The organism is Pseudomonas sp. D2002 (assembly GCF_013385735.1).
Taxonomy (GTDB): Bacteria; Pseudomonadota; Gammaproteobacteria; order Pseudomonadales; family Pseudomonadaceae; genus Aquipseudomonas.
Genome location: NZ_JACAPL010000015.1, coordinates 207,509 through 233,265 on the forward strand (window position 1 = coordinate 207,509; position 25,757 = coordinate 233,265).

The window sequence follows — 25,757 nt, forward strand, 5'->3', positions numbered from 1 at the left end:
TATTACTCGTGGTAGTCGTAGACGGAGTAACCGTGTTTTTTCACCAACTCATCACGAGTCGCTGACTTCAAGTCTTCGGTCATCATCTCGGTGACCAGTTCCTCAAAGCTGATTTTAGGTGTCCAGCCGAGTTTCTGCTTGGCCTTGGTTGGGTCGCCCAGCAGTGTTTCCACTTCGGTAGGGCGGAAGTAGCGTGGGTCAACCGAAACGATGCACTTGCCATCGGCGTCGTAGCCTTTCTCATCAACGCCTTCACCTTTCCAGGTGATGTTGATTTCGGCGTGTTTGGCTGCGGCGTTGACGAAATCGCGCACGCTGTATTGCTTGCCGGTGGCGATAACGAAGTCTTCCGGGTGTTCCTGTTGGAGCATCAGCCACTGCATTTCGACGTAGTCTTTTGCATGGCCCCAGTCGCGCAGTGCGTCAAGGTTGCCCAGGTACAGGCAATCCTGCAGACCCAGCTTGATGCGCGCGAGCGCACGGGTAATCTTGCGGGTTACAAACGTCTCACCACGCACCGGGCTTTCGTGGTTGAAGAGGATGCCGTTGCAGGCATAGATGCCATACGCTTCGCGGTAGTTAACGGTGATCCAGTAAGCGTAGAGCTTGGCCACTGCATACGGGGAGCGCGGGTAGAACGGTGTGGTTTCTTTCTGCGGGGTTTCCTGCACCAAGCCGTACAGCTCGGAGGTGGACGCTTGATAGAAACGGGTTTTCTTTTCCAGGCCCAGGATCCGGATCGCTTCAAGGATACGCAGCGCGCCCAGTGCGTCGGAGTTGGCCGTGTATTCAGGCTCCTCGAACGACACCGCAACGTGAGACTGTGCCGCCAGGTTGTAGATTTCGTCGGGCTGCACTTGCTTGATGACGCGGATCAGGCCGGTCGAATCGGTCATGTCGCCGTAATGCAGGACAAGGCGACGATCGGAGTCGTGCGGGTCCTGGTACAGGTGATCGATTCGATCGGTGTTGAACGATGAGGCTCGGCGCTTGATCCCGTGTACTTCGTAGCCTTTTTCGAGAAGCAACTCGGCCAGGTAGGATCCGTCTTGACCTGTTACTCCAGTAATAAGCGCAACTTTTTTCATATGCTTCTCTTAACGTGTTTTTTAAAAAATATATTTGACGCGAAAGTGAGGAATGCAATTTCTCGCGATTGATCTACACAGCCCAGGCCATACCTGGGCCGATAATTTCCTATACTGCCTCAATGAGGCTGAATTCTCAATGTGTGCCGATTAGCCTGCGACTTCGCAAACTTATCGGCACCGAACTCGAGCTTTTATCGTGCGCAATCATGGGGCAGAGGAACAGCTGGCGTTCGGGAACCAGGCATTTCCATCTTGTACCAGTTCAAATTGCAATGAATTACCCGGGTTGGCCTTGTATTGATTGGCACCAGTATAGTCTTTCAGATCGAATACCAGCCGCTTTTTCTCGCCAGGCTTCACTACCAAGTTTTCCGCAATGCGATAGCCCGAGTCCCATAGTAGCATCGCGCCATCTGGACCTTTTAAGTGTACCCCGACGCTAATCGGGAATGCACCCTGACCCAGGCTCAGGTTAAAAGTTCCATTATTGTTTAGGTCTATCGCCACGTGCTGTTGTTTATCAAGCTGAGTGCAGGTCAGCGTGGCGTTGAGGTCTGTTGCAGGCAAAATCGCGGAATCACCGCTGCCTCTAGTTAGCACCCTTACGTCCTTGAAAATTTCTGGATGCTGGGCGCGCTCTATGCGAAGAGGGAAGGGCGCACGGTTGTTGTTCAGATAAAGTTCAAGTTTGTTCGCATCAATCAGTTCGGGGTAGGCGTTCTTATCAAAGGGGGCGGCTGCGTTTATCGTGATGCTGTCGATGGCCGTGTAGTCTTTAGAGTAGGACACCTTGTAATTTGGCTGTGGCAGCAGTACATGCGCAAACCGCCCGGACGGGTCTTCAATCACAACAAGGTTCAACGAATGCAATGCCGACTTGAGTGTTGCGAACTCATCATCTTTAACCACGGTCCTGTCAATCACCAGTGCCTTGAAGCCGACCGCTTGAATTTCATTGATCAAGGCGTCGATTGGTAACTTCGAAATACGTCGATTCCAATTGTCCGCGGGGCTGTTTTTAGAGGCGCCATTGCTCCAGTGAATGTGGTCAGAGAACAAGTACAGGCGAATATGGTTGAACGAACCCCAGCCATAGTATTTGTTGTTTGTCAGGTACTGGGAATAAGGAAGCTGATAAACCATCGCGTCCTTGGGCAGTTCCGACTCCAGCTGTTTGACGAATGCTGTTTCTTGCGCCACGCGAGGACGAATGTCGGGTGACCTGTTCGCCACATTGGCGGGGATCTGGTCGTAGATGCCCAGGGCGGTGATGATCACAAGGGCGGCGGTTATTAGTGCGGGGCGACGCAACGTGTTCAAGGCGCGGCTGGCGATCAGCGCGCCCAGGAGTAAAAGGGCAAACTCCATGAATATTGGAAAACGGTTGTAGGCCCTGATAGTTGGGAAGACGAAAGCGATGAGCGTACCTAATCCGCCGGAGATGCTCGCCAGGAAAACAAAAAAGATAATAGCGAGAAGACTGTCTCCCAAGCCAATAAAACGCTTGTCGTGTTCCAGGGTTGTAGCGTTGTCGGTAAATACGGTACGGCGTAACTGTGGCACCATCAGCAGGATGAAGCTCAGGAACAGCAGCGCGGTTCCGAACACACCCAGTGTAATGGAGGCGGGTATAGCAATTCGCCGAGCGGCATTGCTGCTCTCAACCAAGCGATCGCCCACGTGGCCCATCACGGCAAGGTGATGTTGTTGGTTGGGCGTGATCAGTAACTTAAGGCTGCTGCTGTAAACTTCGGACTCGAGGGGGTACTTTAACAGTACGGGGTCGGCAACATTGTTCTGGTAGAACTCATCGTGATGGGATTTTTTGTATTGGTACAGGGGCAACTGAATCAGCAGTGAAACGACGACCAATACGATGATGTTCAGGATGGCGGGAATAAGGATCCTCGGTGTTTTCCACCCGCCCACAATCAGTCGAATCGCACCGGCGCAGCCGAATAACAGCAATGAGAAAAATGCGTAATAGCCGTCGGACAGGGCGATCAGAATAATAAAGAACAGGCCGAGTAAAAACGACTTGTTGGTGAGTAGTGATTTTACTGCGACGGGCAGTTTGGCCGATGTCAGAATCGCATCAAACTTGCCTTGAAAGGTCCAAATGATCGCGACCATCGCCAGCGGGATGCAGAAATAGTTGGGCAGGAACGAATAAATAAGAATGTTAAAGCGGTAGGTGCAAAAAGCAAACAGCAGCGCCGCACTGATCGCCGGCAAGCGAGCTATTGAAAGCAGGCGACAGGCCCAATAGGCGGTGATCGCGATCAGTGGGAAGTTTAAAATGAAGTACGTTTGCTGCAGGGTGATGGCGCTGTCGAAAAACGGACTCATTGCCAGCATTATAATCGAGTGCAGGGCACTGGTCTGGGCGGCAGAGTGATAATGCCAACTGGCAACTTCAGGAGCACCGAGGTAAGGGTTGTAAAGAATCCAACCCGTTTCTTTGAGTACTTTAGTTAAGGTGAATTGCCAAATGTCATCGAGGTGTTCATAGATAAACGGCGAGTCGAGACCTGACTTGTCCAGCCCCATCGCATAGTAGGCAATGACTAAAGGTACAATGCTCAAACATAATGCTGTCAGCACGGTGTGCGTTGGGTTCTTAAACGTCATGCCTCAGTGATCCTTACTCATGTGTGCGCTGAAATTTTCCACGCGGCCGTTCGGCGGTGTCGTCGGCAAAGATAAAAGACTGCAGTGTTCTGGCGCAGCTTTACTGTTCTTCGCGGTTCACCGTATGTGTACGCCACCGCCCCTGTGCGAATGGCGAGCTTTCCAGCATTGCTCGGGCCAGTGCTGATTCAGAGGTGGCGCGCATCTTCGTTCACGGTGGTGTTGCTCAGTACACATTCAAAATGTTTGCCAGCTGTCGTCGGGCGTAAGCCAGAAATCATCATTGATCGCAGAAAATATCGCGTGCGAATCGAATGCTGACTTGGGTGACAAGGTCGCCAACTTGCCTTCGGCAACGTCGTCACGTACGAAAAAGGCGTTGAAGCAGCAGGTCCCGACCGCACACAGTCTGTAGCCTTTGGGCGCCAGCAGACTCGTCCATGCAGTGAGGCTGGCCGCCCCCGATTGCTGCCATTTGAGGCTGAAGTGTTCGCGGTCCCGTTGTACGACGCTGTAACGTTCGCGAAAACGCTTTTCAAATTCGACGACAATCACGCGGGGTTTGATCGCGCTCAGGTTTTCCATGACCGCGAAGTCACCGCCATCAATATCGATGATAAAAAGGTCGGGTTCCAGCTCCGGATTGGCAGCCAGCAGCAGCTCGTTAATGTTTTCTGGGCTGATGGCCTGTTGAACGATCGCCGGCGAGTAGTACTCGGTCAAGCCGTCGTGGGTCCAATGATAGTGGCGGGTGGACGCCGTGCGCGCGAAGAAGTAGCGCATCTTGTTGCACTCGGTTTCATCGAGTTCGAAAATGGTGCCGTGCCAGCCGTGATTGACCAGCAGGTTGGTCGACAGATTTTCAGGTATGCCTACGTCGGAGTCACTGCAATTGCTGCCAATTTCTACGACATAACGGTTGGTGCAGCCGATATGGGTAAACAGGCGAAGTAAAAGTCCGTCTTCATCATTTTGCGAAAAAGCGCGAAAGCCACTGTCCGTCAGGTCCGCCGGTTCCAGCACCGCTGGAGAGTGGTGCTTCCAGCTATGCATCAAGTGCTTTTGCTGTGCGGCATCACCGTTGCTTATGAAGTTTCGACGCAGCAACGGGCTGAAACCGGCCACGTCCACCGTCGACAGGCCTTTGTTCAGCAAAATAGTCTCAAAGTGCAACTGGCGCTCGGTCAGGGCCTTCAGTTCTTTCAAGGCTTCTTCTAACTGCTGGGACAGCGTTGTGAGGTCAGACATTAGACTTTTCTTCCAGTAAATCCACCGATACGACTGGGTGCATGTTGAAAATTCCACCGTAAAAAGCTGCCAGTGGTGATTCGGTGACTTGTAGCTGCTCTACGTCATGCATCAGCAAGCTGTATTCTTCAAATTCGCTTCTGGAAAACCCTTTATTGGCCACGCCGACTGAAAATGAATACTGACCGGCTTTCAAGTTCAAGTTGAGGTTGAACCGTACCAGAACCTGGGTGCCTCGCGGGCATGGGGCGTCGGGCATTTGCAGTGCGAAGGTGCTGGTTTCAAACAAGGAGCGCCCCAGGCGGTCTCTGACAATGAGCCCATACGCAGGGCGCTCGAAGTCCTTGTTCAGCTTTATGACATAGCGCACGGTCAGCTGTGTTTCGCTTTCAATGTGCGTAACGGGGCGGTTCTCCGCATCCAGCAAGGAAAAGTCGATCAGTTCCGCATCACCATTGGTCGTGATGGTCGTGGCTTTTGTCCACGCCGTTGGATGCTCGATGAGTTCAAGGCTTTCAGTAGAAGGCGCGATGCTCTGGTCAACCGATACCTGGCTGCCACTCATATCGGTTTTTTTCGCCACCAGGCCTTGATACAGGTCGATCACGTCGCGAGGCGCGCCAAAGCTCAACGTTTGCCCATGACTTAATAGCAGAGCTTTGTTGCAAATGTGTTTTACCGTGTTGGCGTCGTGGGACACGAACAACAGGGTGCCGCCGCGCTCACGAAAGCTTTCCAGGCGCTGGAAGCACTTTTGTTGGAAGTAGGCGTCGCCTACGGCCAGGGCTTCATCGATGATCAGGATATCGGGCTCGAACGCCGTAGAAACGGCGAAGGCAACGCGCATTTGCATGCCGCTCGAATAGGATGAAAGTGCCTGATCAAAATGCTCGCCAATGTCGGCGAATGCTTCGATGTCTGGAATTTTTGCATCGATTTCTTTGCGGTTGAACCCCAGCAGGGCGCCGTTCATGTAGACGTTTTCACGCCCACTGAACTCCGGGTTGAACCCCGAACCCAACTCCAACAGGGCTGCCACACGACCATTGATGCTGACTTTACCGGTAGTGGGGGTCAGGGTGCCGGTGATGATCTGCAGCAGGGTGCTTTTGCCGCTGCCGTTGAGCCCGACAATGGCGCAAGATTCACCTTTGCGCACCTCAAGAAAAATTTCGCGAAGAGCCCAGAATTCCTTGAAGTAATTGCGCTGTTGCCTGCCTAACAAACGGCGCAGTCTTGGGTAGATAAATTGCTTGAGCTGGTCACGCGGGTGTTCGAATATTTCGAATCGCTTGGAAACGGCTTCCACACGAATCGCGAATTCATTAGAGGACATTCGCAAAGCCTTTTCTAGTCTTCTGGAACCAGCTGTATCCCGCCCATGCAACGCTTACTGCAACCGCCGCATAAATCGCCAGGCCCGTAAAGTCGGGGACTGATCCGCTGATCAGTACCCCGCGAGCTTGCTCGATAATGAAGGTGAGGGGGTTAAGCATTAACCACGGTTGAATCTCTACCGGCAGGGCCGATATGGGATAAAACACGGGAGAGGCAAACAGCAGTAAAGTCATCAGCAAGCCGATTGGGTGGGCAACGTCGCGTAAATACACCCCGAGGGAGGCGAGTATCCAGGCGAGCCCCAAAGACAGAACAATCAGCGGTGCTATGACCAAGGGTAAAAACACCACGGTCCATGGGATAGCGCCATTAACCAGCAGTTGCGCAACCAACAGCACGCCGATACTGACCAGGGCGTGAAAGAAAGAGGTGCCCATGGCGATAATCGGAAGAATCTCCAGGGGGAACACCACTTTTTTCACGTAGCTGATATTGCTCAGTATCAGCGTCGGCGCTCTTGTCAGGGTCTCGGCAAACAAACTGTGAACGATCATCCCGGTGAACAGCAGAATCGCGAACTCACTTTTGCTCCCCGGCTCATCCGTTCCCCAGCGAGCCTTGAATACGACTGAAAACACCAGCGTATAAATGACCAATAGCAGTATCGGGTTCGCAAAGGACCACAGAATCCCCATCATCGAACCTTTGTAGCGTCCGATAACATCCCGTTTGGTCATTTGCTGGATCAGATTCCAATTCGCCCAAACGCTCTTGAGCAATGAAAGCAACGAAATGGGAGCGGGTGCGTGTGGGTTCATCCTAGTTTTCGCTTCAATACGGCAAGGCGCGCGCTGAGACCTTGGGTCCTGATTGCATTGATCTGGGCCTTGACCCAGGTCTTGTTGAGAAACAGCTTGGCAATGGACCGCTTCGGCGACTCGATGAAGATGGGCGCGGGTGCATTCGAGAGGTAGAAGCCAGCTGACACTTTGAGCGCGTCAGGATTGAAATCCTTGATCAGTTCGGTTTCGGCAGCTTCGTCCCACGTTCTTTCCGGGAAAGACTGGCGCAGATCCAAAGTGACTGTCGCCGGCAGAAGATGTTTGATGCTGCCGCTGACCATGGCAGCCAATGGTCTTCCATCAAGATAAGGCAGCGCAATATCCAGGTCGGCAGGAAGTGCCGCGGTACGGAAGATGAAGCGGCCGTACCCGGGCGGGCCTGCTGCGTCCACGTGACCAAAGTCGACCAGTTCATGCACGGTATGCACTGGGGAGTGCCCGTCGTCCATGATGGCTGCCGTGGCTGCGCAGTTCGTCTCAGGGTTGCTCTGCAACGCGCCGGCCAGGACGGTCAAATGGTTGGCGAGCAATTTCTCATTGGGTGCGACAAAGATGATCGCATCGGACTGCGCCGCATCGGCGACCAGTTCATTGAGGGTTTCGCCCAACCGACGTTTTGCCTTGATCTCAGGATGAATCCCGTATGTGTAGCCCTCTACTTCCTTGATGTGAATAGGCGTAGGGCAGGTACTCAGGATTCGCGAAATTTCTGATCCAAGATTGCTGGCGGCGACTGAGTCGATCACCAGTGTGGCCGTGAAGTTGGTGTAATTTTGACGAGCGACACTTTCCACGTGTTTTTTAAGCGCGGCGGTGGAGTAGTCCAGCATCAGCAAGTTGAGGCTGATGTGGGTTTTCTCACCGTCTGCGCCCAGGTGGCGGGCGGTCAGTTGGCGCTTTCGCTCATTAAGGCCGGTGTACAGGTCCTTCAAGTTGCCAATCAGCGAGTAATGCTCATTGAAGATGGCTTGGGCCTTTTGGATCTTGGCCAGTGCCTCTTCGGGGTTGTCCTTGATCCAGCTCAAGTGCTTGGTAATGTCGCCGTAGATTTGTTCCATTGGCGAGCGGCTGTCGATATAGAGCAGCGAGTCGCCGAAGAACTTGCGGGCGAACGGGTTTTCGTCGCAGATGACGAGCGTACCGGCTGCGATGGTCTCGAACAGTCGGTTGGACATCATTTCGGAGTCGCGGTGGGCCTGCGAAGACAGCACCAGTGCAGCCCCGGCCTTGGCGATCTCGTCGATCATGGAGAATCCGTCGAATGGAATCTCCCTGACATAACTCTGATAACCCTCCCAAACGCGCACGCCCTGGAAAATGGTCGGGCCATAAATTTTCAACAGGCCGGTAGGGTCCAGGCGCTTGAGTACTTCTTGCTGGCGCGACTGGCGGCTACTGACGATGGCTTCCCAGTTGATCCCGGCATAAAACAGTTTGCCGTCGCCCAGGGATGGCTCGTGGACGATCTTGGGCGTGGAATGGTACAGCTTGAAATGCGCCGGCAAGTGCGTTGTAGAGCCGCGCACCATACGCGCGACATGGTCGTCGGCGGCAATGGAGCTGCAGCTGAGGAAGTCATCGTGAGTGGTCAGGTTGCGCGAACAGCGTTGATAGCCCCATTCATGGTAGAACTTCAACGGGTTCCAGAGTGCTACGAAGGAAAATGCATCGTAGCGCTTGGGGGTGTCGTAATGCAGATGGATCACAAAATCGACGGTTGTCTTGGACACTTTTATGTCGGGTGCGGAGACGAGACCTCCATCGGCATGCACTTCTACGCATTCAACGCCGATGGCTTTGGCCGCCAGTTTCAGGCGTGCGATACATTCATCTTCTGCGGTTTTGATACCTGGCCAAAGCTTGACTACACCGAAGCGCCCAAATACGCCCTCGGGCAGAGGGAAATCATTACTCATTACACAGCATCCAACTGTAGGGGTGAAAAAAGAAGACGTCTTGTCTTCGCCTTGCATCAGAGATCGATGCGCGCGTCGGGTGTCGGCGACTCAAGGAGCCCCAAGAAGTCTTTGTAGGCGCTTTCCAGCCCCGCTTTTTCAGTGATGTTAGGCTTCCAGCCGAGTGCCCGCACCTTGCTGCTATCCAGCAGTTTGCGCATCGTGCCATTAGGTTTGTCAGTGTCGTAGACAATTTTGCCTTGATAGCCGACGACTTCCGCAATCATCGCCGCCAGGTCGGCAATGGCGATGTCATGGTTGCAGCCAATGTTGTAAAGGTCGTCGGTGGTCGGGGCGAGCATGATGCACTTCATCGCATCAGCCAGGTCGTCAACATGCAGAAGTTCGCGCCGCGGAGTACCGTCGCCCCATACGACAAACTCGCTTTTCTCAAGCACCTTGGCTTCATGCGTGCGACGAAGAATGCCGGCCACTACATGGCTGTGTTGGGAGTGGTAATTGTCGCCGGGGCCATACAGGTTCGGTGGGATAATTGACACGAAGTCGCAACCGTATTGTTTGCGGTACGCGCGGCACATTTCGATCCCGGCGATCTTGCTGACGGCATAGGCACGAATGCTGTCGTCCAACGGGCCTGTGAGTAGAGCGGATTCGCGAATCGGTTGCTCTGCGTTCTTGGGATAGGTGCAGTTTGTTGCCACGAAGAGCAACTTTTGGGTACCGAACTTATGTGCCCCGGAAATGACATTTGTTTGAATCATCAAATTGTCATAAATGAATGACGCGGGCAACGTGGCATTAGCGTGAATACCGCCGACTTTGGCGCCGACGTGGAAGATATAATCGGGGCGGTTTGTTTCCATCCAATCGTATACAGCCGCTTGGTTGGTAAGGTCCAGATCAGCCCGCGACGTCAGAAGCAGCTGGGCATCCTCATCTTGGAAGTTTCGCACTACAGCTGAACCGAGCATGCCTCTGTGGCCCGTAATCCAAACTTTTTTCCCAGCGAAGCGTGAGGTAGAGCCCTGTAGCGATGCAGTGACGTTTGTTGCAGACATTTTATCATCCTAATTGTTTAGAAAGCTTCGCAAAATCACCTTCACCTCATATCCCTTTGTCGTGCTCAACCTAACAGTGCGCAGTACCAAAACGAGCTTCCTGTTTCAGGGTGAGCGTTCGGTTTACTGTAGGTCGTGCAATCAACGTGGCGCCTGTGTTGCCCAAGTACAATACACCCGCATAGGGAGATGAATTTCAGCTGAAGGTCGACCTCATGAGTCCTCGAAAGCCAACGCCTTCTTGTGGCTCGCAAGCCCTATCAAGCTTCTTTTATGGTCCGTATGGCTAAGCTCGCGTACCTGCTGAAGTATTAAGAGGTAGCGTCGGTTAAAAGGTTGCACCTTCGTTCAGAAATTTCTGACAAACAGTGCGTCATGGATTTTAACCTTGACGCTCAGGCGCGCCTTGACGACGAGCGGTCAACTGACCAGGCCCCTCTATACTGCCCTTCTTCAGGGCATGCATGCGGACGATACTACCACGTGGTAGGATTTTTTCCCTCCCGCCAATCGGAGGGTCGAATTAATTTTTGTACATAGGCGCCACGTTCGCCGTATGCGAAAAACGCGTCTAAATCAAGCCTCTCAGCCGCCCGGCGCGTAAACGTTTGCTGTCACCCGTGGCAGGGCGGTGCTCACGACTACCCAGTGTTCGCCCCGCCACAGAGCGGCTCGCAGTTATCGAGTGCGTCTGTTCTGTCAGGGGTTTCCATGAGCGGCACGCTCGTTGAAAACATAACGCTTGTTCAATATGTAGAAGAGGACCGTGTAGGTCGCCATCGCCACGATTTGAGCAATTTCAGCTCGAATCCCCAGAAACCTGTGAAGCCCGATCAGCACCACCTGGTTGATAAGGAACGCGGCCAGAAAAGCGACAATGAACCTTGGGATCATGCCGTGATGAAAGGTTGACTGGTTGAATACAAATACTTTGTTGAGCCCGAAGGCGAAGATAAGCGCAATGCCATAGCCGATGGCATTTGCGTATTCGGCCTTCAGGTTGAACTGGGTGAACAGTATCCAGAAAACACCATAGCCAACGAGTGTGTTGATGACGCCCGTGAGCGCATATTTTATAAGCTGAATCATGCTTCACCCATGGTGAGTTTAATCTGCAAGTGAAGTTAAAAGCGCTGCGTGATCGGCATGGTTGAAAGTGCTGTTCAACGCGTCCCAGTACGTCAGCGTGTTGAGCAATTGCTCTTTGTTGCGTGGGCCGATAATCACGCCACTCAGCGCCGGGTTGGCAAAGATGAACGCCAGGGCCAGGTCATTCAAGCTGCTGGGGCGCGGCACTATTGAAGTCGTTGACGCGATGAAACCCGTCAGCTTTTCGATAAGGGTTTTAGAGTGGACTATCTTTCTCAACTCGGCGGAGCTGTTCTTTTCCACCGGGCTGGCTTTTATGCCGCCCAGATTAATACCGTAAGCGAGGTACTTCGCATTGGGAAAGTGCGGGTGATAGCTTTCGCGTGCACTGCGCGTCGAGAAGTTTTCCTTGACCTGTATGAGCCAATGTTCAGACAAGTCGGGCTTGGCGTTGTAGTACAGCTCGGGGAACTTTATGCCTGACAAGCCAATGTCCAGGCCTGACCGATGCAGCGTCGCCATGGCTTCCAGCGTTTGTTCGATGTCGATAAAATCGTGCTGTTCAGCGCCCCGGTTGTCCCAGTGCACGGACACACAGGACAGTGCGTCTCCCAACCGATCAGCCAGTTCGCTGGCGGACGACAAAATGTTGGCGGCGGACAAGTCCGTGTCGGGAGAGCCGGTGTTATCAGTTGCGCCAATCTTGGCGATGACGGACACACCCGCATTGGGGTTGGATTTCACCCAGCGTTCAATCCAGCGTATTGCCAGGCCGAAGTCTTCTGGCCGCTTGTTTATCGGGTAGTTCGACGCGGTGTCGATCGTGCGACCGCCCTTGGCGACGAAGGTGTCAATCAGCTGGTGTGCGCTGCTTTCGTCAATGCCCCAGCCCCACAGTGCCGTGCCGAGAACCAGGGTTTTGTTGTCAGCTGACAAATTGATCATGAGTGGGGTGCGCTCTTGGCATTTTGGAGTCGTTGGCGCAGTGCAAACATTGCCTTCAGGTACTCAAGCGAAAGCTTGATGATTTTAACTTTGGAGTTGGGATCATCGGTCCATGTGACGGGGAGGTCCAACACCCTGTAGTTCAGGTGTTCGGCGGTAACCAGGATTTCGGTGGCAAAAAACCAACCATCACTTTGCGCGCCCTCGACCATCAGCGGGGCAAGTTTGCTACGTTGCAGGAACTTGAAACCGCACATGCCATCGCTGAAAGACGTTCTGAAGATGACCTTCACGATACGGTTAAAACACGCGCTGGTGAAATTTCGCAACGGCGTGCGCCCGATAACCTTCGCGCCTTTGGCCAGTCGCGAGCCGGTCACCACATCGGCTTTATTCGACAGCAGGCTGCTGAGTGCTGGCCGCAGGTGGCTGAGGTCGGTGGCGAGGTCAAGGTCCATGTAACCCACGATGTCGGCGGTGGACGCGGTCCATGACGACTTCAGGGCCAGGCCGACACCACGCTTTTCAAGGCGCAGGTAGTTGACGTTGGGCAGCTCTTGGGAGAGTGCTTCGCCGATGGCTTGAGTGCTGTCCGTCGAACCGTTGTCCGCGAGGGTAATGGTAATGATGCCGAGGTCTTTAAGGTTTTCCTGGATGTAGGAATGGGCTGTCTTGACCTGTTGGGCGAGGGTCGCTTCTTCGTTCAGAATCGGGATAGTGATTTCGATAGTGTTAGTCATTATGTGCTCAAGAGTCCGGTTCTGTTTCGCTGAAAACTTCGAGGTCCAGTTTTTCCAGGACGTCATAGATGTTGTCGATCTTACCGCCCAGGATGGAGTAGCAGCCAGGCAGTGAGGCGTGCTTTTCGAACAGGATGGGTCGCCCGTCGTCCCCTTCGCTTTTTGTCAGTACCGTCTTGACTTCAAATAACGAGTCGACGTGGCTGGCGTTCAAGACGGCCGGGATGTACCTGCCTACATCTCTGACCATGCGATCGACTCGGCTTGCCTTGTCGTACGTACCCAGTTTTTCATAGGGGTTGACGCCTTTTTCATCGTCCCAGTGCAAGTGAGGCGTGTAGCGGACGTGGGACAAGGTATGAAGCCCGCGTGCAGGAAACGGCATCATCGAGAAAAACGGGCCGTCCATTACCGTGACGCCTAAACCCTCCAGCGAAGCGGGCATGCGCATCAGCGGCATCTCAGTGATTTCGTGCTTGAGGCCGGTTTGAACGCCGGTGAAGTCGCCGGTGAAATGATTGATACCGCTATAGGTGCAGTTGAAGAGGTAGTCGCAACTGATCAGTTGTTGTTGACCACCTTTTCCCTCGATGACGACCCGCACTGAAGGGTCCGAGGCTCTGTTTATTTCCACCACTCGCGTTTCGTAGAGGACCTGCACACCGTGTTCTTTAAGTTCGCGTTCAGCCCAGTCGGCGAGCTTTGTTGTGTCAAAGGCGTACTCTTGAACGAGGAACACATCTTCGATCAAGCGCGGCTCGAACAACGCCTTCAGCTCGGGCGCGGCAGGTTCGATAGCTGAACCAATATCCCGGCAAAAGCGTTCGAATTGCTTGGCCGTGACCTTTGAATTGCGCCGGGCGATGGCGTAGAGCTTTGTGAAATCCTGCTTGATCGCTTGTGGCCAGTCTTTTACAAACTTCGGCAGGTTGACCCGGCTGCGATAAGCCGTGGTGAAGCTGCGAGGGTAGTGGTAGCCGTTGTGCACGCGCGCCTGGTTATTGTAAGAGGCGCGCCTGAGCAATGCTGGCTCACGTTCAATCAAAAGAACACGCTTCAGGCCGCGTTGCTTGGCGAGATAAACGGCGATGGCGGCGCCGTAAAAACCCCCACCAATCACAACGGCAGTCTGCTGATGATTGAGATTTTCCATCAGGAAACGAGGTCGTCAGTCTTGGCGGGGGTGGCACTGACTTCTTCGATATTGAGTTTCTCCAGGCGCGTCATCCGCGCGCTGGTGAACTCTTGGCCTACATGATAAAGCGGCCCCTCGTTCGACAGGCTGGCCATATTCAGGATGTATTCGCCAAGTACCAACAGCACCAGCGAAATCAGGAAAAACATCCCCGATTGCTGTAGCGAAAAACTCACCCAGCCGGGAGCGACGTCAGGCTTCAGGGCGGCCACGGCAAGCACGTAGATGGAGTACACAACGTTAGCGAGTGCGCCGAACAAGGACAAATACGTCACCAGGCGCATCGGCGCACGCGTCGTCGATACCAGCAGCCGCATACCGCGATCGATACTCTCTCCCAGGCGCTTGGGTGGCGAGGCCTTGGGCGCTGCACTGTAAGCGAGGTAGGCACGCGCGAACCCGCCGGTTGCCGGCAGATGGCGATAAGTCAGGGCCGGTTGCGGGTGCTGGAGGATAAAGTTGATGACGCGTTTGCTGAGCATGCGATATTGCGGCGCCTCCTTGGCCAGGTTCACGCCGTTGAGTTTGTTATATAACCCGTGAAAAATGGCGTTTGCACCGCGGTACGCCAGGCTTTGTGATGGCTTTTGCTCATTGTTGGCAAACACCACATCCGCACCGTTGGCTGCCTCTTTGAGGATGTGCGGAATAAAGCTGATGTCATCCAGCAATGGATTAATGACAGCCACGAAGTCACCGAGCGCATTTTCCAGGCCTACCCAGGAAGCGGTGTCGGTATCCACTTCCTTGGTCAGTGCGTACACCTGCAGGTTGGCCAGCCCCGTTTCCGCAGTGAGGCGCTTGAGTGTCGCAATACTGTCGTCATCGGAGGCGTTATCGACAATGATTAATTCGTAATCGCTGACGATGGTAGAAATGATAGCTGCGGCGTCGGCGAGGTACCTTTCAATATTGTTTGATTGGTTGCGAACAACAAATACGACGGAAAGGAAGCAGGGAAAAAAGTCCATTTATTGGCGCTCATTCAATTCATTGAAAGAAAAATGATGAAGGGTGGAAGTTGTCGGGCAGGGCAGGCCGGCCGATACGGTAAATGCGAAGTGCCACCCTCTATCATTCAGAGCAACACTCAAGGTGGCGGGGGAGGCGGTACTCACACAGACGCTTCCTTACAAGGCAGATGCACCAACGATGTATCCAGGATGCAAGGCTCGAAAATAACCATCGACAACGTCACGTTGACCATAAATGGGGGCTGATTGTTCAGGTGCACGGGAAATTATCACAAACCCGACGTCATCGGGTAGTTGTCCCGGGTTGCCGGGGCTGGCGGTTAATGGGTCATCCGCAATAGGCGCAGGACCGTGCCGCGAGTGCGTGTGCCCACCCATTGACGCTTATGGCATAAGGCCATCGCGGCGGTGTCCCTTCAGCCGTTTGTGCGCATCGTGGCCTGCTCTGGAAAGAGGCGCGCCTGTGCCGATTCTGCAATTTTTGCATTTATGGTCGTTGGGTATCGAAGAACAGTTTTATATATTCTTCCCCCAGATTATTTTGGCCTGTTCAAAAGTTTCACGACGGTTTTTGCCTGTCGCGCTTGTTTCCATGCTGGTTATTTCGTTGTTTTTCTCGCAGCGACTACTGTCCGCCAACCCTCTTGAGTTGTTCTACCTTCTGCCCTTTCGTGCATTCGAGTTTTTGATCGGCAGCCTTATTGCGCTCCCGGCAATGCTCATTAAAAAGTCCGCGCTCACGTCGACGTGTTTATTCGTGCTGGGCCTGGCTGGGCTGATCTACCCGATTTTCCTTTACAGCAGCCAGTCTCCGTTCCCGGGCCTGGCGGCCGCAATTCCTTATTTGACGGATCATAAACGGGTAGGCGTTCACGCCAGCATTGGATAAACAAACAAGCCGAAATGCACCAGATTCACCCCGAAATGCGTGACAACCGCCGCCCCCAGCCCACCAAACCGATACGCCAGCCCATACCCAACCCCTGCAATGCCCGCCAGCAGCGTCCACTGCCACCCCGCGCCTAAATGCACCAGGCCAAACAACAGCGAAGCCAACAATAACGCCAGGTTTTCTCCGTAGGGCAGATGTTTGAACCGCTGGCTTAAGCCACCCTGTATGTAGCCTCGAAACAACGCTTCTTCCACCAGCGTCACCAGCAACAAATTATTCAGCACCCAGATCCAGGCCTGTTCCGGCCATTTCGGTGCCCAACTGGTGACCCCTAACAACACCGCGCCACCCAGCGCGGCAACCGCCGTCAGGACCAAGGCCAGCGCCGCGACGCAAATCGTCAGGCGCAGTGAACGCCGCGCCACGATCCAGGGGCAGGCCAGTAACAGCCAGAAGCCAATCAACGGTTTGTCCTGGTTCAGGTACATCGAGAACGGCACGGCGTCAGGGGTAAAGCGCTGCGGGTCAATGCCGCGGCCATTGTAGAAACCGGGCAGCCAGTGCATCGCCAAGCCCAGGGCCAATACGATGAACAACCCATGGCCGAGGTAGCGCGCCCACGGTGTGCGTTGCTGGCGCACGGCGTACCCGGCAATCAGCAGCAGGGCGACCGAGACCGCCGCCAGCGCGCCGAGTTGCCCGTAGGACAAGGCCAGTACATAGCCAATCGAGAGAAGTGCCAGGTACAGCCAGGGCAGAGCGAGCATATGAAATCCTTGGATAAAAACTGGTCGGCATTATAGCGACCGTACCTGGCCCTCAAAGTGAAAACTCATCCACGCGGGTGGGACTTGGCGAGGCTCGTTGCAAAGTATGTCGACGAGTGTTTATAGTCATCGCTCCTTTACCTTTCACACAAGATCAGCCCATGCCTGCTTCCCAACGCATAGCGGTAGTCGATTCAGCGCTCAACGCTGTGGTCGTGCCGTGCGGGAATCAGCAGCCTGCGCAGATCGGTCAATACCCCCCACCTGTCAGTAGCACGCCGGTGTACGCAGTCGTATCACCGCCGGGTGTTGGCATTTCGGGCTGATCAGCGAAACGCTGTTCCCCTGTGCCCGCCTGAAAAAAACCTACTGAGCTAAAACCTTCGAGCTTTAGCGTTCGCTGAATCGGCTTTTTGCCTGATGACAGGTGGTATCCATGTCTGTTTTTTCGAAACAATCCGTGGCCGCGGCGGCCTCGACGAGCCTGTTTGTCCTGTTGTGGAGCAGCGGGGCGATATTCTCCAAATTGGGCCTGGCCCATGCTTCGCCCTTTGCTTTTCTGTTGATCCGTTTTGCCATCGCCCTGGCGGGCCTGGTGATCCTGGTGCCGATCCTTAAACTGAAATTGCCACGTTCAGGCAAGCCCATGGTGTATGCAGCGGCGACCGGGCTGGTGTTGTTGGGGGCTTACCAGATTTTCTATCTGCTGGCCCTGAACCTCAAAGTGACGCCGGGTGTGATGGCAACCATCATGGGCGTGCAGCCGATCCTCACGGTGGTGCTGATGGAGCGCCAGCGTTCCTGGGGCCGGATGTTCGGCCTGGGGCTGGGGTTGGCCGGGTTGATCATGGTGGTCTACCAAGGCATCGGCCTGTCGGGTATGTCGCTTGCGGGGATGGTGTTCGGGCTGCTGGCGCTGGTGAGCATGACCGTCGGTTCCATCATGCAGAAGCGCATCACCGACAACCCTTTGGGCACGCTGCCGGTGCAGTATTTCGCCGGGTTGCTGCTGTGCTCGGTGTTTGTGCCGTTCCAACCCTTCGCCTTTGAACACAGTGCCGGCTTTTACCTGCCGGTGCTGTGGATGGGGCTGGTGGTGTCATTGCTGGCGACACTGTTGCTGTACCGCCTGATCGCCCGAGGCAATCTGGTGAACGTCACCAGCTTGTTTTACCTGGTGCCGGCAGTGACGGCGGTGATGGACTATCTGATCTTTGGTAATCGGCTCGCGGTATTGAGCCTGCTGGGGATGGTCTTGATCATCATCGGGTTGGTGTTCGTGTTCCGCAAACGCTAAAAGCGCGTTCGTGAGCGCCGAGGGGGCCGTGGAGACACGCCGAAATTCCCCCTCGGTGTTCAGTGGGTCGTGTTGTACCTGTAGGGCAATGCTGTAATAATTCCGCTGTTTATTGTGTAAGTTATTATTTTAAAAGAAGTAATAAGCACCTTTGCAGCTGGCGGCGGGCTTAGCGAAGCCGCCGGTTTCAGTCGAGGGTTTTTCGCGAGTGGCAACGTGCTGGTGCGTGCCTGTTAATCGTGCGAGCGGTTTTATCAGACGAGTGCTAGGGTTTCGGTTGGCCGGTTTGAATCGGCGAACGTTGATGGGACACTTCTGGCTCATCCTTGCGACATTACTGAAAAGATTTAACTCAATGACTATTTTGGTAACCGGCAGTGCAGGTTTTATCGGTGCAAACGTGGCATTGGGCCGGGTAGCGACGCTCTACGTCGAGCGCTCTGTATGAGAATCCTGCTGCTTGGTAAAAATGGCCAGGTCGGCTGGGAACTCCAACGCAGCCTGGCGCCCTTGGGGCAAGTCCTGGCGCTGGACGCCAAAAGCCGCGACTACTGCGGTGACTTGAACGACCTGCAAGGACTGGCCGCTACCGTGCAACGGTTTGCGCCCGAGGTCATCGTCAACGCAGCGGCTTACACGGCCGTCGACAAAGCCGAAAGTGAGCCTGATCAAGCGTTGCGTATTAACGCTGAGGCCCCGGCGGTGCTGGCAACAGAAGCCCGCAAGCTGAATGCCTTGCTGTTGCACTATTCCACGGACTACGTGTTCGACGGCAAAGGTAATGCACCCTGGCAGGAAAGCGACCCGGTGGGCCCGTTGAGCGTGTATGGCGCGACCAAGCTGCAAGGTGAGCAGGCGATTCAGGACGCGGGTTGCGCGCACCTGATCCTGCGCACCAGTTGGGTGTACGCGGCGCGCGGTAATAACTTCGCCAAAACCATGCTGCGCCTGGCCGCCGAACGTGACAGCCTGAATGTGATCGACGACCAGTTCGGTGCCCCCACGGGTGCGGACCTGCTGGCGGACGTCACCGCACACGCCATCCGTGCGGCGCGTTTGAACCCTCAATTGCACGGCATCTACCATCTCGCGGCAGCCGGCGAGACCACCTGGCACCGCTACGCCCGCTTCGTACTCGAGCAGGCGCAGGCGGCAGGCGTGGTGCTCAAAGTTCCTTCAGCCGCCGTCGGCGCGATAACCACGGCCGCTTATCCCACACCGGCCAAACGTCCTGGCAACTCCAGACTCAATACTCAAAAACTGCAGAATGCCTTCTCACTGCGCTTGCCTGACTGGCAGGACGGTGTGGCACGGATGCTTAAAGAAATTCTAGAGAAATGACTATGCAAAAACGCAAAGGAATTATTTTGGCCGGTGGTTCGGGCACGCGCCTGCACCCTGCAACCTTGGCTATTTCCAAACAGTTGCTGCCGGTTTACGACAAACCGATGATCTACTACCCGCTGACCACGCTGATGCTGGCGGGTATTCGCGACATTCTGATCATTTCCACGCCACAGGACACCCCGCGCTTCGAGCAACTTCTGGGCGATGGCGGCAACTGGGGCTTGAACATTTCCTACGCTGTACAGGCGTCTCCGGATGGTCTGGCCCAGGCGTTTATCATCGGGGAGGACTTCATCGGTAATGACCTGTCTGCCCTGGTGCTGGGTGACAACATCTACCACGGCCATGATTTTAATGAGCTGCTCAAGAACGCCATGCTGCGTGAGGACGGCGCCAGTGTCTTCGCCTACCACGTGACCGATCCGGAGCGTTATGGCGTGGTGGAATTCGATGCCCAGGGCAAGGCGATCAGCCTGGAAGAGAAGCCGCTGCAACCCAAGTCGAACTACGCGGTCACCGGTCTGTATTTCTATGACCAGGACGTGGTTGAAATGGCCAAGAGCATCAAGCCTTCACCGCGTGGCGAACTGGAGATCACCGATCTCAACCGTCTGTATATGGAGCGCGGCAAGCTGTCGGTTGAGATTATGGGGCGTGGCTACGCATGGCTGGACACCGGCACCCATGACTCGCTGCTGCAGGCCAGCCACTTCATTGCAACGCTTGAGCATCGTCAGGGGCTTAAAGTGGCTTGCCCTGAAGAAATTGCGTTTCGCCAGAAGTGGATTGATGCCGAACAGTTGGAGAGGCTTGCGGTGCCGCTTTCCAAAAATGGTTATGGCCAATACCTCAAGCGTTTGCTGCACGACAAGATTTTTTGAAGGCCTGTGTGGAACGCGGCGCCCCGTGTCGCTGCCTTAAGGTTCAGTCGACCCGTAGCGCCGCCAAACTGGCCCGATAACCTGTTGGAGACACCCTAAAGATGAGAGCCACATCCCTCGTTATCCCGGACGTTATTCTGTTTGAACCGAAAGTTTTCGGGGACGAGCGCGGGTTTTTCTTCGAAAGTTTCAATCAGAGGGTTTTCGAGGAGTCTGTTGGAAGGCCAGTCCATTTCGTACAGGACAACCACTCCAAATCGGCCAAAGGCGTGCTGCGCGGCCTGCATTATCAGATCAAGCAGCCCCAGGGAAAGCTGGTGCGCGTGATACAGGGCGAAGTCTTTGACGTGGCCGTGGACCTGCGTAAAAGCTCGCCCACCTACGGCCAGTGGGCGGGTACGTACCTCAGTGAAAGCAACCGCGCCCAGCTTTGGATACCCGAAGGGTTTGCCCACGGCTTCGTCGTGCTGTCTGACAGTGCTGAGTTTCTGTACAAAACCACCGATTACTGGGCGCCTGAGCATGAGCGCAGCCTTGCCTGGAATGACCCTGACGTGGCCGTCGAGTGGCCGATTTCCGCGCCGCCTACGCTGTCGGCCAAAGATACCAATGCCGTCCGTTTTGCCCAGGCTGAAACCTTCGATTGATTGACCTGCCTGTCAGGCATTACAGCGAGCCCACACCGGTCTGGGTGTGGGCGTTATCGCCTACAGCGCCTTGGCCAGTTTCCCCGGCCGCAGCACCAGCCACAACGCCCCCGCAATTAACACCCCGCCATACACATGCGCCATCGACAACGGCTCATCCAGCAGCAACGCGCCCCACAACACGCCGAACGGCGGGATCATAAATGTCACTGTCATCGACTTGACCGGCCCGATGGACGACAGCAGGCGGAAGTACAGGATGTAGGCAAAGGCCGTGCACAGCAGCCCCAGCCCGAGCAATGACGCCCACACCTGCCAGCCACCCCAGCTCGCAGGCGGATGGCTGATCGCGCTGTAGGCAAAAAACGGCAACAGAAACAGCGTGGCGCCAAGCATGCTGCCCAGCGCTGCGAGCCGGCTGTCCAGCCCGCCGCGTTGATCCAGCCAACGCCGCGCGAGAAAACCGGCGAAGCCATAACAGGTGGTGGCCAACAGGCAGGCCAGGGCGCCCATCAGCAATTCCAGATCAAACGCCACCGGCCCGGCACGGGTCAGTACGCCCACGCCGAACAAGCCCAGGCTGACCCCGGCGATTTTCGACGGCGTCAGGCGTTCGTTGAAAAACAACCCGCCAATCAACACGCCCATCAACGGCGTAGTGGCGTTGAAGATGGCCGAGTAGCCCGCCGGCAGCACTTGGGCGGCGACTGAATACATAGTCGCGGGAATCCCGGAGTTGATCACGCCCAGCAGCAGGACGGTCTTGAATTTGCCCTGGAAATCCCAATTCACGCGCATCAGCGTGAGGATCACCAGCAAACCGGCGGCGGCAATCGACACGCGAAAAAACGCGGTCGGCACCGTGCCGATTTCCGGCGCGATAATGCGCATGAACAGGAAGCTCGCGCCCCAGATGGCAGCCAGCCCCAACAGGTACAGGGTGTCGACAGGTCTCACAAAACACGCCTCCATCAATAAGGCGGCGAGTGTTGCCCAGGGGCCTGCTCGACACAATCGCTAATTACAGGACAAACCGCGTCACCAGGCCGTTGAGGTCCACCGCCAGGCGGGACAGCTCCTGGCTGGCCGCCGATGTTTGCGTGGCACCGGCGGCGGTTTGGGTCGACAGGTCGCGAATGTTCACCAGGCTGCGGTCAACGTCACGGGCGACCAGCGCCTGTTGCTCGGCGGCGCTGGCGATTACCAGGTTGCGCTCGCTGATCTGCGAAATAGCCGCGGTGATTTTCTCCAGCGCGCTGCCCGCGCTGTTGGCCCGTTGCAAGGTCTGGCCGGCGTGTTCGGCGCTGCTGTTGAGGGCGTCGACGGTGACCTGGGTGCCTTGCTGGATCCCAGTGATCATCTGCTCGATTTCTTCGGTGGAGTCCTGGGTGCGCTGCGCCAGCGAACGCACTTCATCGGCGACCACCGCAAAGCCACGCCCGGCTTCGCCTGCGCGGGCGGCTTCGATGGCCGCGTTGAGTGCCAGCAGGTTGGTTTGCCCGGCGATGCCACGGATCACTTCCAGCACTTTGCTGATGTCCTGGGCCTGCACCGCCAGGCCTTCGGCCTTGTTCGAGGCACCGAGCACTTCGTCCACCAGGTTCTGGATGGAGCTGATGGTTTCGCTGATCTGGTAGTGGCCGTGCTTGCTGTCTTCGTCGGAGGCCTTGGAGGCTTCGGCGCTGGACACCGCATTGCCCGCGACTTCATCCACCGCCGCGCTCATTTCGTTCACGGCGGTCGCGGCTTGTTCGATTTCATCGTTCTGCGCCTGCAGGCCACGGGTGCTCTGCTCCATCACCGAGCTCATCTCTTCGGCGGCGGAGGCCAGTTGCTGCGACGATTCGCTGATGCCGCGAATGGTGGTTTGCAGCTGTTCCTGCATGGCGGCCAGGGCGGTCAGCAACTGCGCCGGCTCGTCATGCCCGCTGACCACAATCGGCTGGCTCAAGTCGCCAGCGGCAATGCTGCGCGCCACCGCCAACGCCTGGCCAATCGGCGTGGTGATGCTGCGGGTCAGCAGCCAGGCCAGCAATAGCGTGGCGATCAGTGCACTGACGATGATCAGGCCCACCACCCATTGCGCGTTGGAGTACATCTGTGCGGCCGCGTCTGCCGCGTCCTCGACGCCTTTCTGGTTGAAGGTGATGATGTCTTCCAGGCTCTGGTTCAGCACAGAGCCCTGGGGCGCAAGGCGGCTGGTGAGCAGGTCGATGGCGTCTTGTTGCTGGTCCTTGTCCACCAGCGCAACCATCTGGCCGACGATGGTCAGGTAGGTCGCCACGTTGCCTTTAAGTTTTTTCAACAGCTCGGCTTCGTCATCGCCACTGGTCAGGCCTTCGTGGCTTTTCAGCAGGCTTTGCAGCTCGGTACTCTGGCGGGTGATCAGGCTTTTGCTGTTGTCGCGAATGCGTGACTCATCGGTGGTTGCCACGCGCAACGCTTCCAAGCGAATGCTGGCGACGTAAGCTGCGGCGTCGTGGATATTCTCGATGCTCGGCATCCACGATTCTTCGATGATCAGCGCGCTTTCCCGCAACTTGGCCATCTGGCCCAGGCCAAACATCCCGACGATCACCAGCATGCTGGCCAAAACCCCAAAACTCAGACTGGCGCGCAGACCGATCCGCATATTCCTCAATGACATCTCAATGCTCCTTAGGCGAATAGAACCTGTTCCCGGATCGGTCTTCAGACCTTGTTAGGGTGGGAGAGGGCGCGCTATATATCAAAGTGCCACTAAGGTGGTAATCGGGGTTTCCCTTACGGTGTATCAATTCAGTTACATAAGCTGTGAATTCACAAAGAACCGAGTTTTTCCTGGTGGTAGCGTCAGGCCACGGCATTGCGGGCCTTCGGCTAATGTCGGTGCGACTTCAGGGTGCGTTTATTGACCGAATGGTCGAATTGTGAAAATTGAAAGTAAATGTACGATTTGCACAAAGTTGTACAACGCGGCCCGAAAAATCGTCCTTCTCCTGCCTGCGTTCACTGGCTAAGCTCAAGGCTTCCAGCCACCCGTTCGAGGTTTCCGCATGTCGCAATCCGCCCTTGCTATCGCTCGCATGATCCTCGACGGCTTCGACGATTACCGTGAGCATTTTCGCCAGATCACCATGGGCGCTCGCGAACGGTTTGAGCAGGCGCAATGGCAACAGGGGCAAGCGGCATCGGCGGCGCGTATCAACTTGTATGAAGAAAAAGTCGCGCAAGTGACGGCGCGCCTGCGGGCTGGCATTGACGAGGCTGCGTTGCTGGACGTCGACGTGTGGCCGTTGGTCAAGAGCGCGTATATCGGCTTGATCGACGTGCGCCTCGACGATGAATTGTCTGAGACCTGGTACAACTCGATCTTCTGCGGCCTGTTCAGCCATGACCTGATCAGCGATGGCTGCATGTTCATCCACACCACGCGGCCGAGCCTGCGCCGCGCGCGCGCGGCGCAAACCCGTGTGTATAAGCCGGCGGGCGAGCTGGCGGCGATGCTTGCGCAGATCTTTGCCGATTACGCCTTCAGCGAGCCCTATGCGGACCTGGCGGCCGACCTGCGCCGCCTCGAAGCCCAGCTGCGCGAGAACCTGCCGGACTGGGTGTGCAAAGACCCGGACCTTAACGTCGAGCTGTTTTCCTCAGTGCTCTACCGCAATAAAGGCGCTTATCTGGTCGGGCGCATCTACACCCGCGACGAGCAATGGCCCCTGGTGATCCCGCTGCTGCACCGTGAAGGGCGTGGCATCCAGATCGACGCGCTGATCACCGACGAAGCCGACGTGTCGATCATCTTCTCGTTCACCCGTTCCTACTTTATGGTCGATGTGCCGGTGCCGGCGGAGTTCATCGGCTTTCTGCGGCGCATCTTGCCCGGCAAGCACATTGCCGAGCTGTACACCTCTATCGGCTTCTACAAGCACGGCAAGTCGGAGTTCTACCGCGCGCTGATCAACCACCTGGCCACCACCGATGATCAGTTCATCATGGCGCCCGGCGTGCGCGGCATGGTCATGAGCGTGTTCACGCTGCCGGGCTTCAACACCGTGTTCAAGATCATCAAGGATCGCTTTTCACCGTCGAAAAACGTCAACCGCGCCACCGTGATCGAGAAGTATCGCCTGGTCAAAAGCGTTGACCGCGTCGGGCGCATGGCCGACACCCAGGAGTTCGCTGATTTTCGCTTTCCCTTGAGCAAATTCGAACCCGAATGCCTGGCTGAACTGTTGGAAGTCGCCGCTGGCACAGTAGAAGTGGAGGGCGACACCGTGCTGATCCGCCACTGCTGGACCGAACGGCGCATGACCCCGCTCAACCTCTACCTCGACAACGCCAACCCCGCCCAAGTGCGCGAAGCCCTGGAGGATTACGGTTTGGCGATCAAGCAACTGGCGGCGGCGAATATCTTCCCCGGCGACATGCTGCTGAAGAACTTCGGCGTCACCCGCCACGGTCGTGTGGTGTTCTATGACTACGACGAAATCTGCTTTCTCACCGAGGCCAACTTCCGCCACATCCCCGCACCGCGCACGCCCGAGGATGAAATGGCCTCGGAGCCCTGGTACTCGATCGGCCCGCTGGATGTGTTCCCCGAAGAATTTCCGCCGTTCCTGTTCGCCGACGCCGGCCAGCGCAAGCTGTTCGACGAGCTGCATGGCGAGTTGTACAACGCCGACTACTGGAAGGGCCTGCAGGAGGCGATTCGCGCCGGCAAGGTTATTGATGTGTTTCCGTATCGGCGCAAAGACCCGCTGTAAACGCATATTCCTGTGGGAGCGGCGGTGCGACGGTTCGACTTGCTCGCGAAAGCGGTGTGCCAGTTGATAAATAAGGTGACTGACACACCGCATTCGCGAGCAAGCCCGCTCCCA

The 25,757-nt window shown here is 55.8% G+C and carries 21 protein-coding genes; 6 read left to right on the top strand and 15 right to left on the bottom strand.

The features are described 5' to 3' along the window. Positions 1–2: 2 nt before the first annotated feature. The 12 genes from gmd to HX783_RS26160 all read right to left on the bottom strand — a co-directional run bounded on the left by gmd (position 3) and on the right by HX783_RS26160 (position 15,064). Positions 3–1,088: a GDP-mannose 4,6-dehydratase gene (gmd, locus tag HX783_RS26105; protein ID WP_016979321.1), complete on the bottom strand. Its 1,086-nt coding sequence runs from the start codon at positions 1,086–1,088 to the stop codon at positions 3–5. 207 nt (positions 1,089–1,295) lie between these two features. Continuing rightward, a complete protein-coding gene (locus HX783_RS26110) occupies positions 1,296–3,722 on the bottom strand; it encodes a hypothetical protein (protein ID WP_177018773.1) in 2,427 nt (808 codons plus the stop codon). Positions 3,723–3,959: 237 nt separating this feature from the next. Then, entirely contained in the window at positions 3,960–4,970 is a 1,011-nt protein-coding gene (locus tag HX783_RS26115; protein ID WP_177018774.1) for an FkbM family methyltransferase, read from the bottom strand. Next, positions 4,963–6,306: an ABC transporter ATP-binding protein gene (locus tag HX783_RS26120; protein WP_177018775.1), complete on the bottom strand. Its 1,344-nt coding sequence runs from the start codon at positions 6,304–6,306 to the stop codon at positions 4,963–4,965. Before HX783_RS26120 ends, HX783_RS26115 begins: the two co-directional genes overlap by 8 nt. After that, the gene (locus HX783_RS26125) at positions 6,296–7,126 is read right to left on the bottom strand and encodes an ABC transporter permease (protein WP_159958818.1); all 831 of its coding nucleotides are present in this window, start codon (positions 7,124–7,126) and stop codon (positions 6,296–6,298) included. The genes HX783_RS26120 and HX783_RS26125 overlap by 11 nt, the downstream gene beginning before the upstream one ends. Continuing rightward, entirely contained in the window at positions 7,123–9,066 is a 1,944-nt protein-coding gene (locus HX783_RS26130) for a glycosyltransferase (RefSeq protein WP_177018776.1), read from the bottom strand. Before HX783_RS26130 ends, HX783_RS26125 begins: the two co-directional genes overlap by 4 nt. A gap of 56 nt (positions 9,067–9,122) precedes the next feature. Beyond that, positions 9,123–10,124 (bottom strand): GDP-L-fucose synthase, encoded by a 1,002-nt coding sequence (locus HX783_RS26135; RefSeq protein WP_177018777.1) that lies wholly within the window; start codon positions 10,122–10,124, stop codon positions 9,123–9,125. A 699-nt stretch (positions 10,125–10,823) separates the two neighbouring features. After that, positions 10,824–11,213: a GtrA family protein gene (locus HX783_RS26140; RefSeq protein WP_159958812.1), complete on the bottom strand. Its 390-nt coding sequence runs from the start codon at positions 11,211–11,213 to the stop codon at positions 10,824–10,826. Positions 11,214–11,231: 18 nt separating this feature from the next. Further along, complete coding sequence (locus HX783_RS26145) at positions 11,232–12,158, bottom strand: aldo/keto reductase (protein ID WP_177018778.1); 927 nt, start codon at positions 12,156–12,158, stop codon at positions 11,232–11,234. After that, positions 12,155–12,964, bottom strand: a complete 810-nt coding sequence (locus tag HX783_RS26150) for a glycosyltransferase (RefSeq protein ID WP_256347309.1) — start codon at positions 12,962–12,964, stop codon at positions 12,155–12,157. Before HX783_RS26150 ends, HX783_RS26145 begins: the two co-directional genes overlap by 4 nt. After that, positions 12,906–14,051, bottom strand: a complete 1,146-nt coding sequence (locus tag HX783_RS26155) for an FAD-binding oxidoreductase (RefSeq protein ID WP_177018780.1) — start codon at positions 14,049–14,051, stop codon at positions 12,906–12,908. Before HX783_RS26155 ends, HX783_RS26150 begins: the two co-directional genes overlap by 59 nt. Continuing rightward, complete coding sequence (locus HX783_RS26160; protein WP_177018781.1) at positions 14,051–15,064, bottom strand: glycosyltransferase; 1,014 nt, start codon at positions 15,062–15,064, stop codon at positions 14,051–14,053. Before HX783_RS26160 ends, HX783_RS26155 begins: the two co-directional genes overlap by 1 nt. Before the next feature lie 466 nt (positions 15,065–15,530). On the opposite strand from HX783_RS26160, the gene HX783_RS26165 reads away from it, so the two are divergent. Continuing rightward, positions 15,531–15,956 (top strand): acyltransferase, encoded by a 426-nt coding sequence (locus HX783_RS26165; RefSeq protein ID WP_256347310.1) that lies wholly within the window; start codon positions 15,531–15,533, stop codon positions 15,954–15,956. Here HX783_RS26165 and HX783_RS26170 read toward each other — a convergent pair. Beyond that, positions 15,938–16,726, bottom strand: coding sequence for a CPBP family intramembrane glutamic endopeptidase (locus HX783_RS26170; RefSeq protein ID WP_177018782.1), 789 nt, complete (start codon positions 16,724–16,726; stop codon positions 15,938–15,940). The two genes, HX783_RS26165 and HX783_RS26170, sit on opposite strands and share 19 nt — an antisense overlap. A 436-nt stretch (positions 16,727–17,162) precedes the next feature. Between HX783_RS26170 and HX783_RS26175 the strand changes: the two genes are divergently transcribed. The 4 genes from HX783_RS26175 (at position 17,163) to rfbC (ending at position 20,898) form a co-directional block, all read left to right on the top strand. After that, positions 17,163–18,023 carry a DMT family transporter gene (locus HX783_RS26175; RefSeq protein WP_159958800.1) on the top strand — a complete coding sequence of 287 codons (861 nt, stop codon included), beginning with the start codon at positions 17,163–17,165 and terminating at the stop codon, positions 18,021–18,023. A gap of 444 nt (positions 18,024–18,467) precedes the next feature. Continuing rightward, the gene (gene rfbD / locus HX783_RS26180; protein ID WP_177018783.1) at positions 18,468–19,364 is read left to right on the top strand and encodes a dTDP-4-dehydrorhamnose reductase; all 897 of its coding nucleotides are present in this window, start codon (positions 18,468–18,470) and stop codon (positions 19,362–19,364) included. Between the two features lie 2 nt (positions 19,365–19,366). Then, positions 19,367–20,251 (top strand): glucose-1-phosphate thymidylyltransferase RfbA, encoded by an 885-nt coding sequence (rfbA, locus tag HX783_RS26185; RefSeq protein WP_177018784.1) that lies wholly within the window; start codon positions 19,367–19,369, stop codon positions 20,249–20,251. A 101-nt stretch (positions 20,252–20,352) separates the two neighbouring features. Beyond that, positions 20,353–20,898: a dTDP-4-dehydrorhamnose 3,5-epimerase gene (gene rfbC, locus HX783_RS26190; protein ID WP_177018785.1), complete on the top strand. Its 546-nt coding sequence runs from the start codon at positions 20,353–20,355 to the stop codon at positions 20,896–20,898. A 60-nt stretch (positions 20,899–20,958) separates the two neighbouring features. Here rfbC and HX783_RS26195 read toward each other — a convergent pair whose 3' ends face one another. Further along, positions 20,959–21,855, bottom strand: coding sequence for a DMT family transporter (locus HX783_RS26195; protein WP_177018786.1), 897 nt, complete (start codon positions 21,853–21,855; stop codon positions 20,959–20,961). 64 nt (positions 21,856–21,919) lie between these two features. Then, entirely contained in the window at positions 21,920–23,545 is a 1,626-nt protein-coding gene (locus HX783_RS26200) for a methyl-accepting chemotaxis protein (RefSeq protein WP_177018787.1), read from the bottom strand. Between the two features lie 388 nt (positions 23,546–23,933). On the opposite strand from HX783_RS26200, the gene aceK reads away from it, so the two are divergent. Next, a complete protein-coding gene (aceK, locus tag HX783_RS26205; protein ID WP_159958788.1) occupies positions 23,934–25,643 on the top strand; it encodes a bifunctional isocitrate dehydrogenase kinase/phosphatase in 1,710 nt (569 codons plus the stop codon). Positions 25,644–25,757 lie beyond the last annotated feature (114 nt).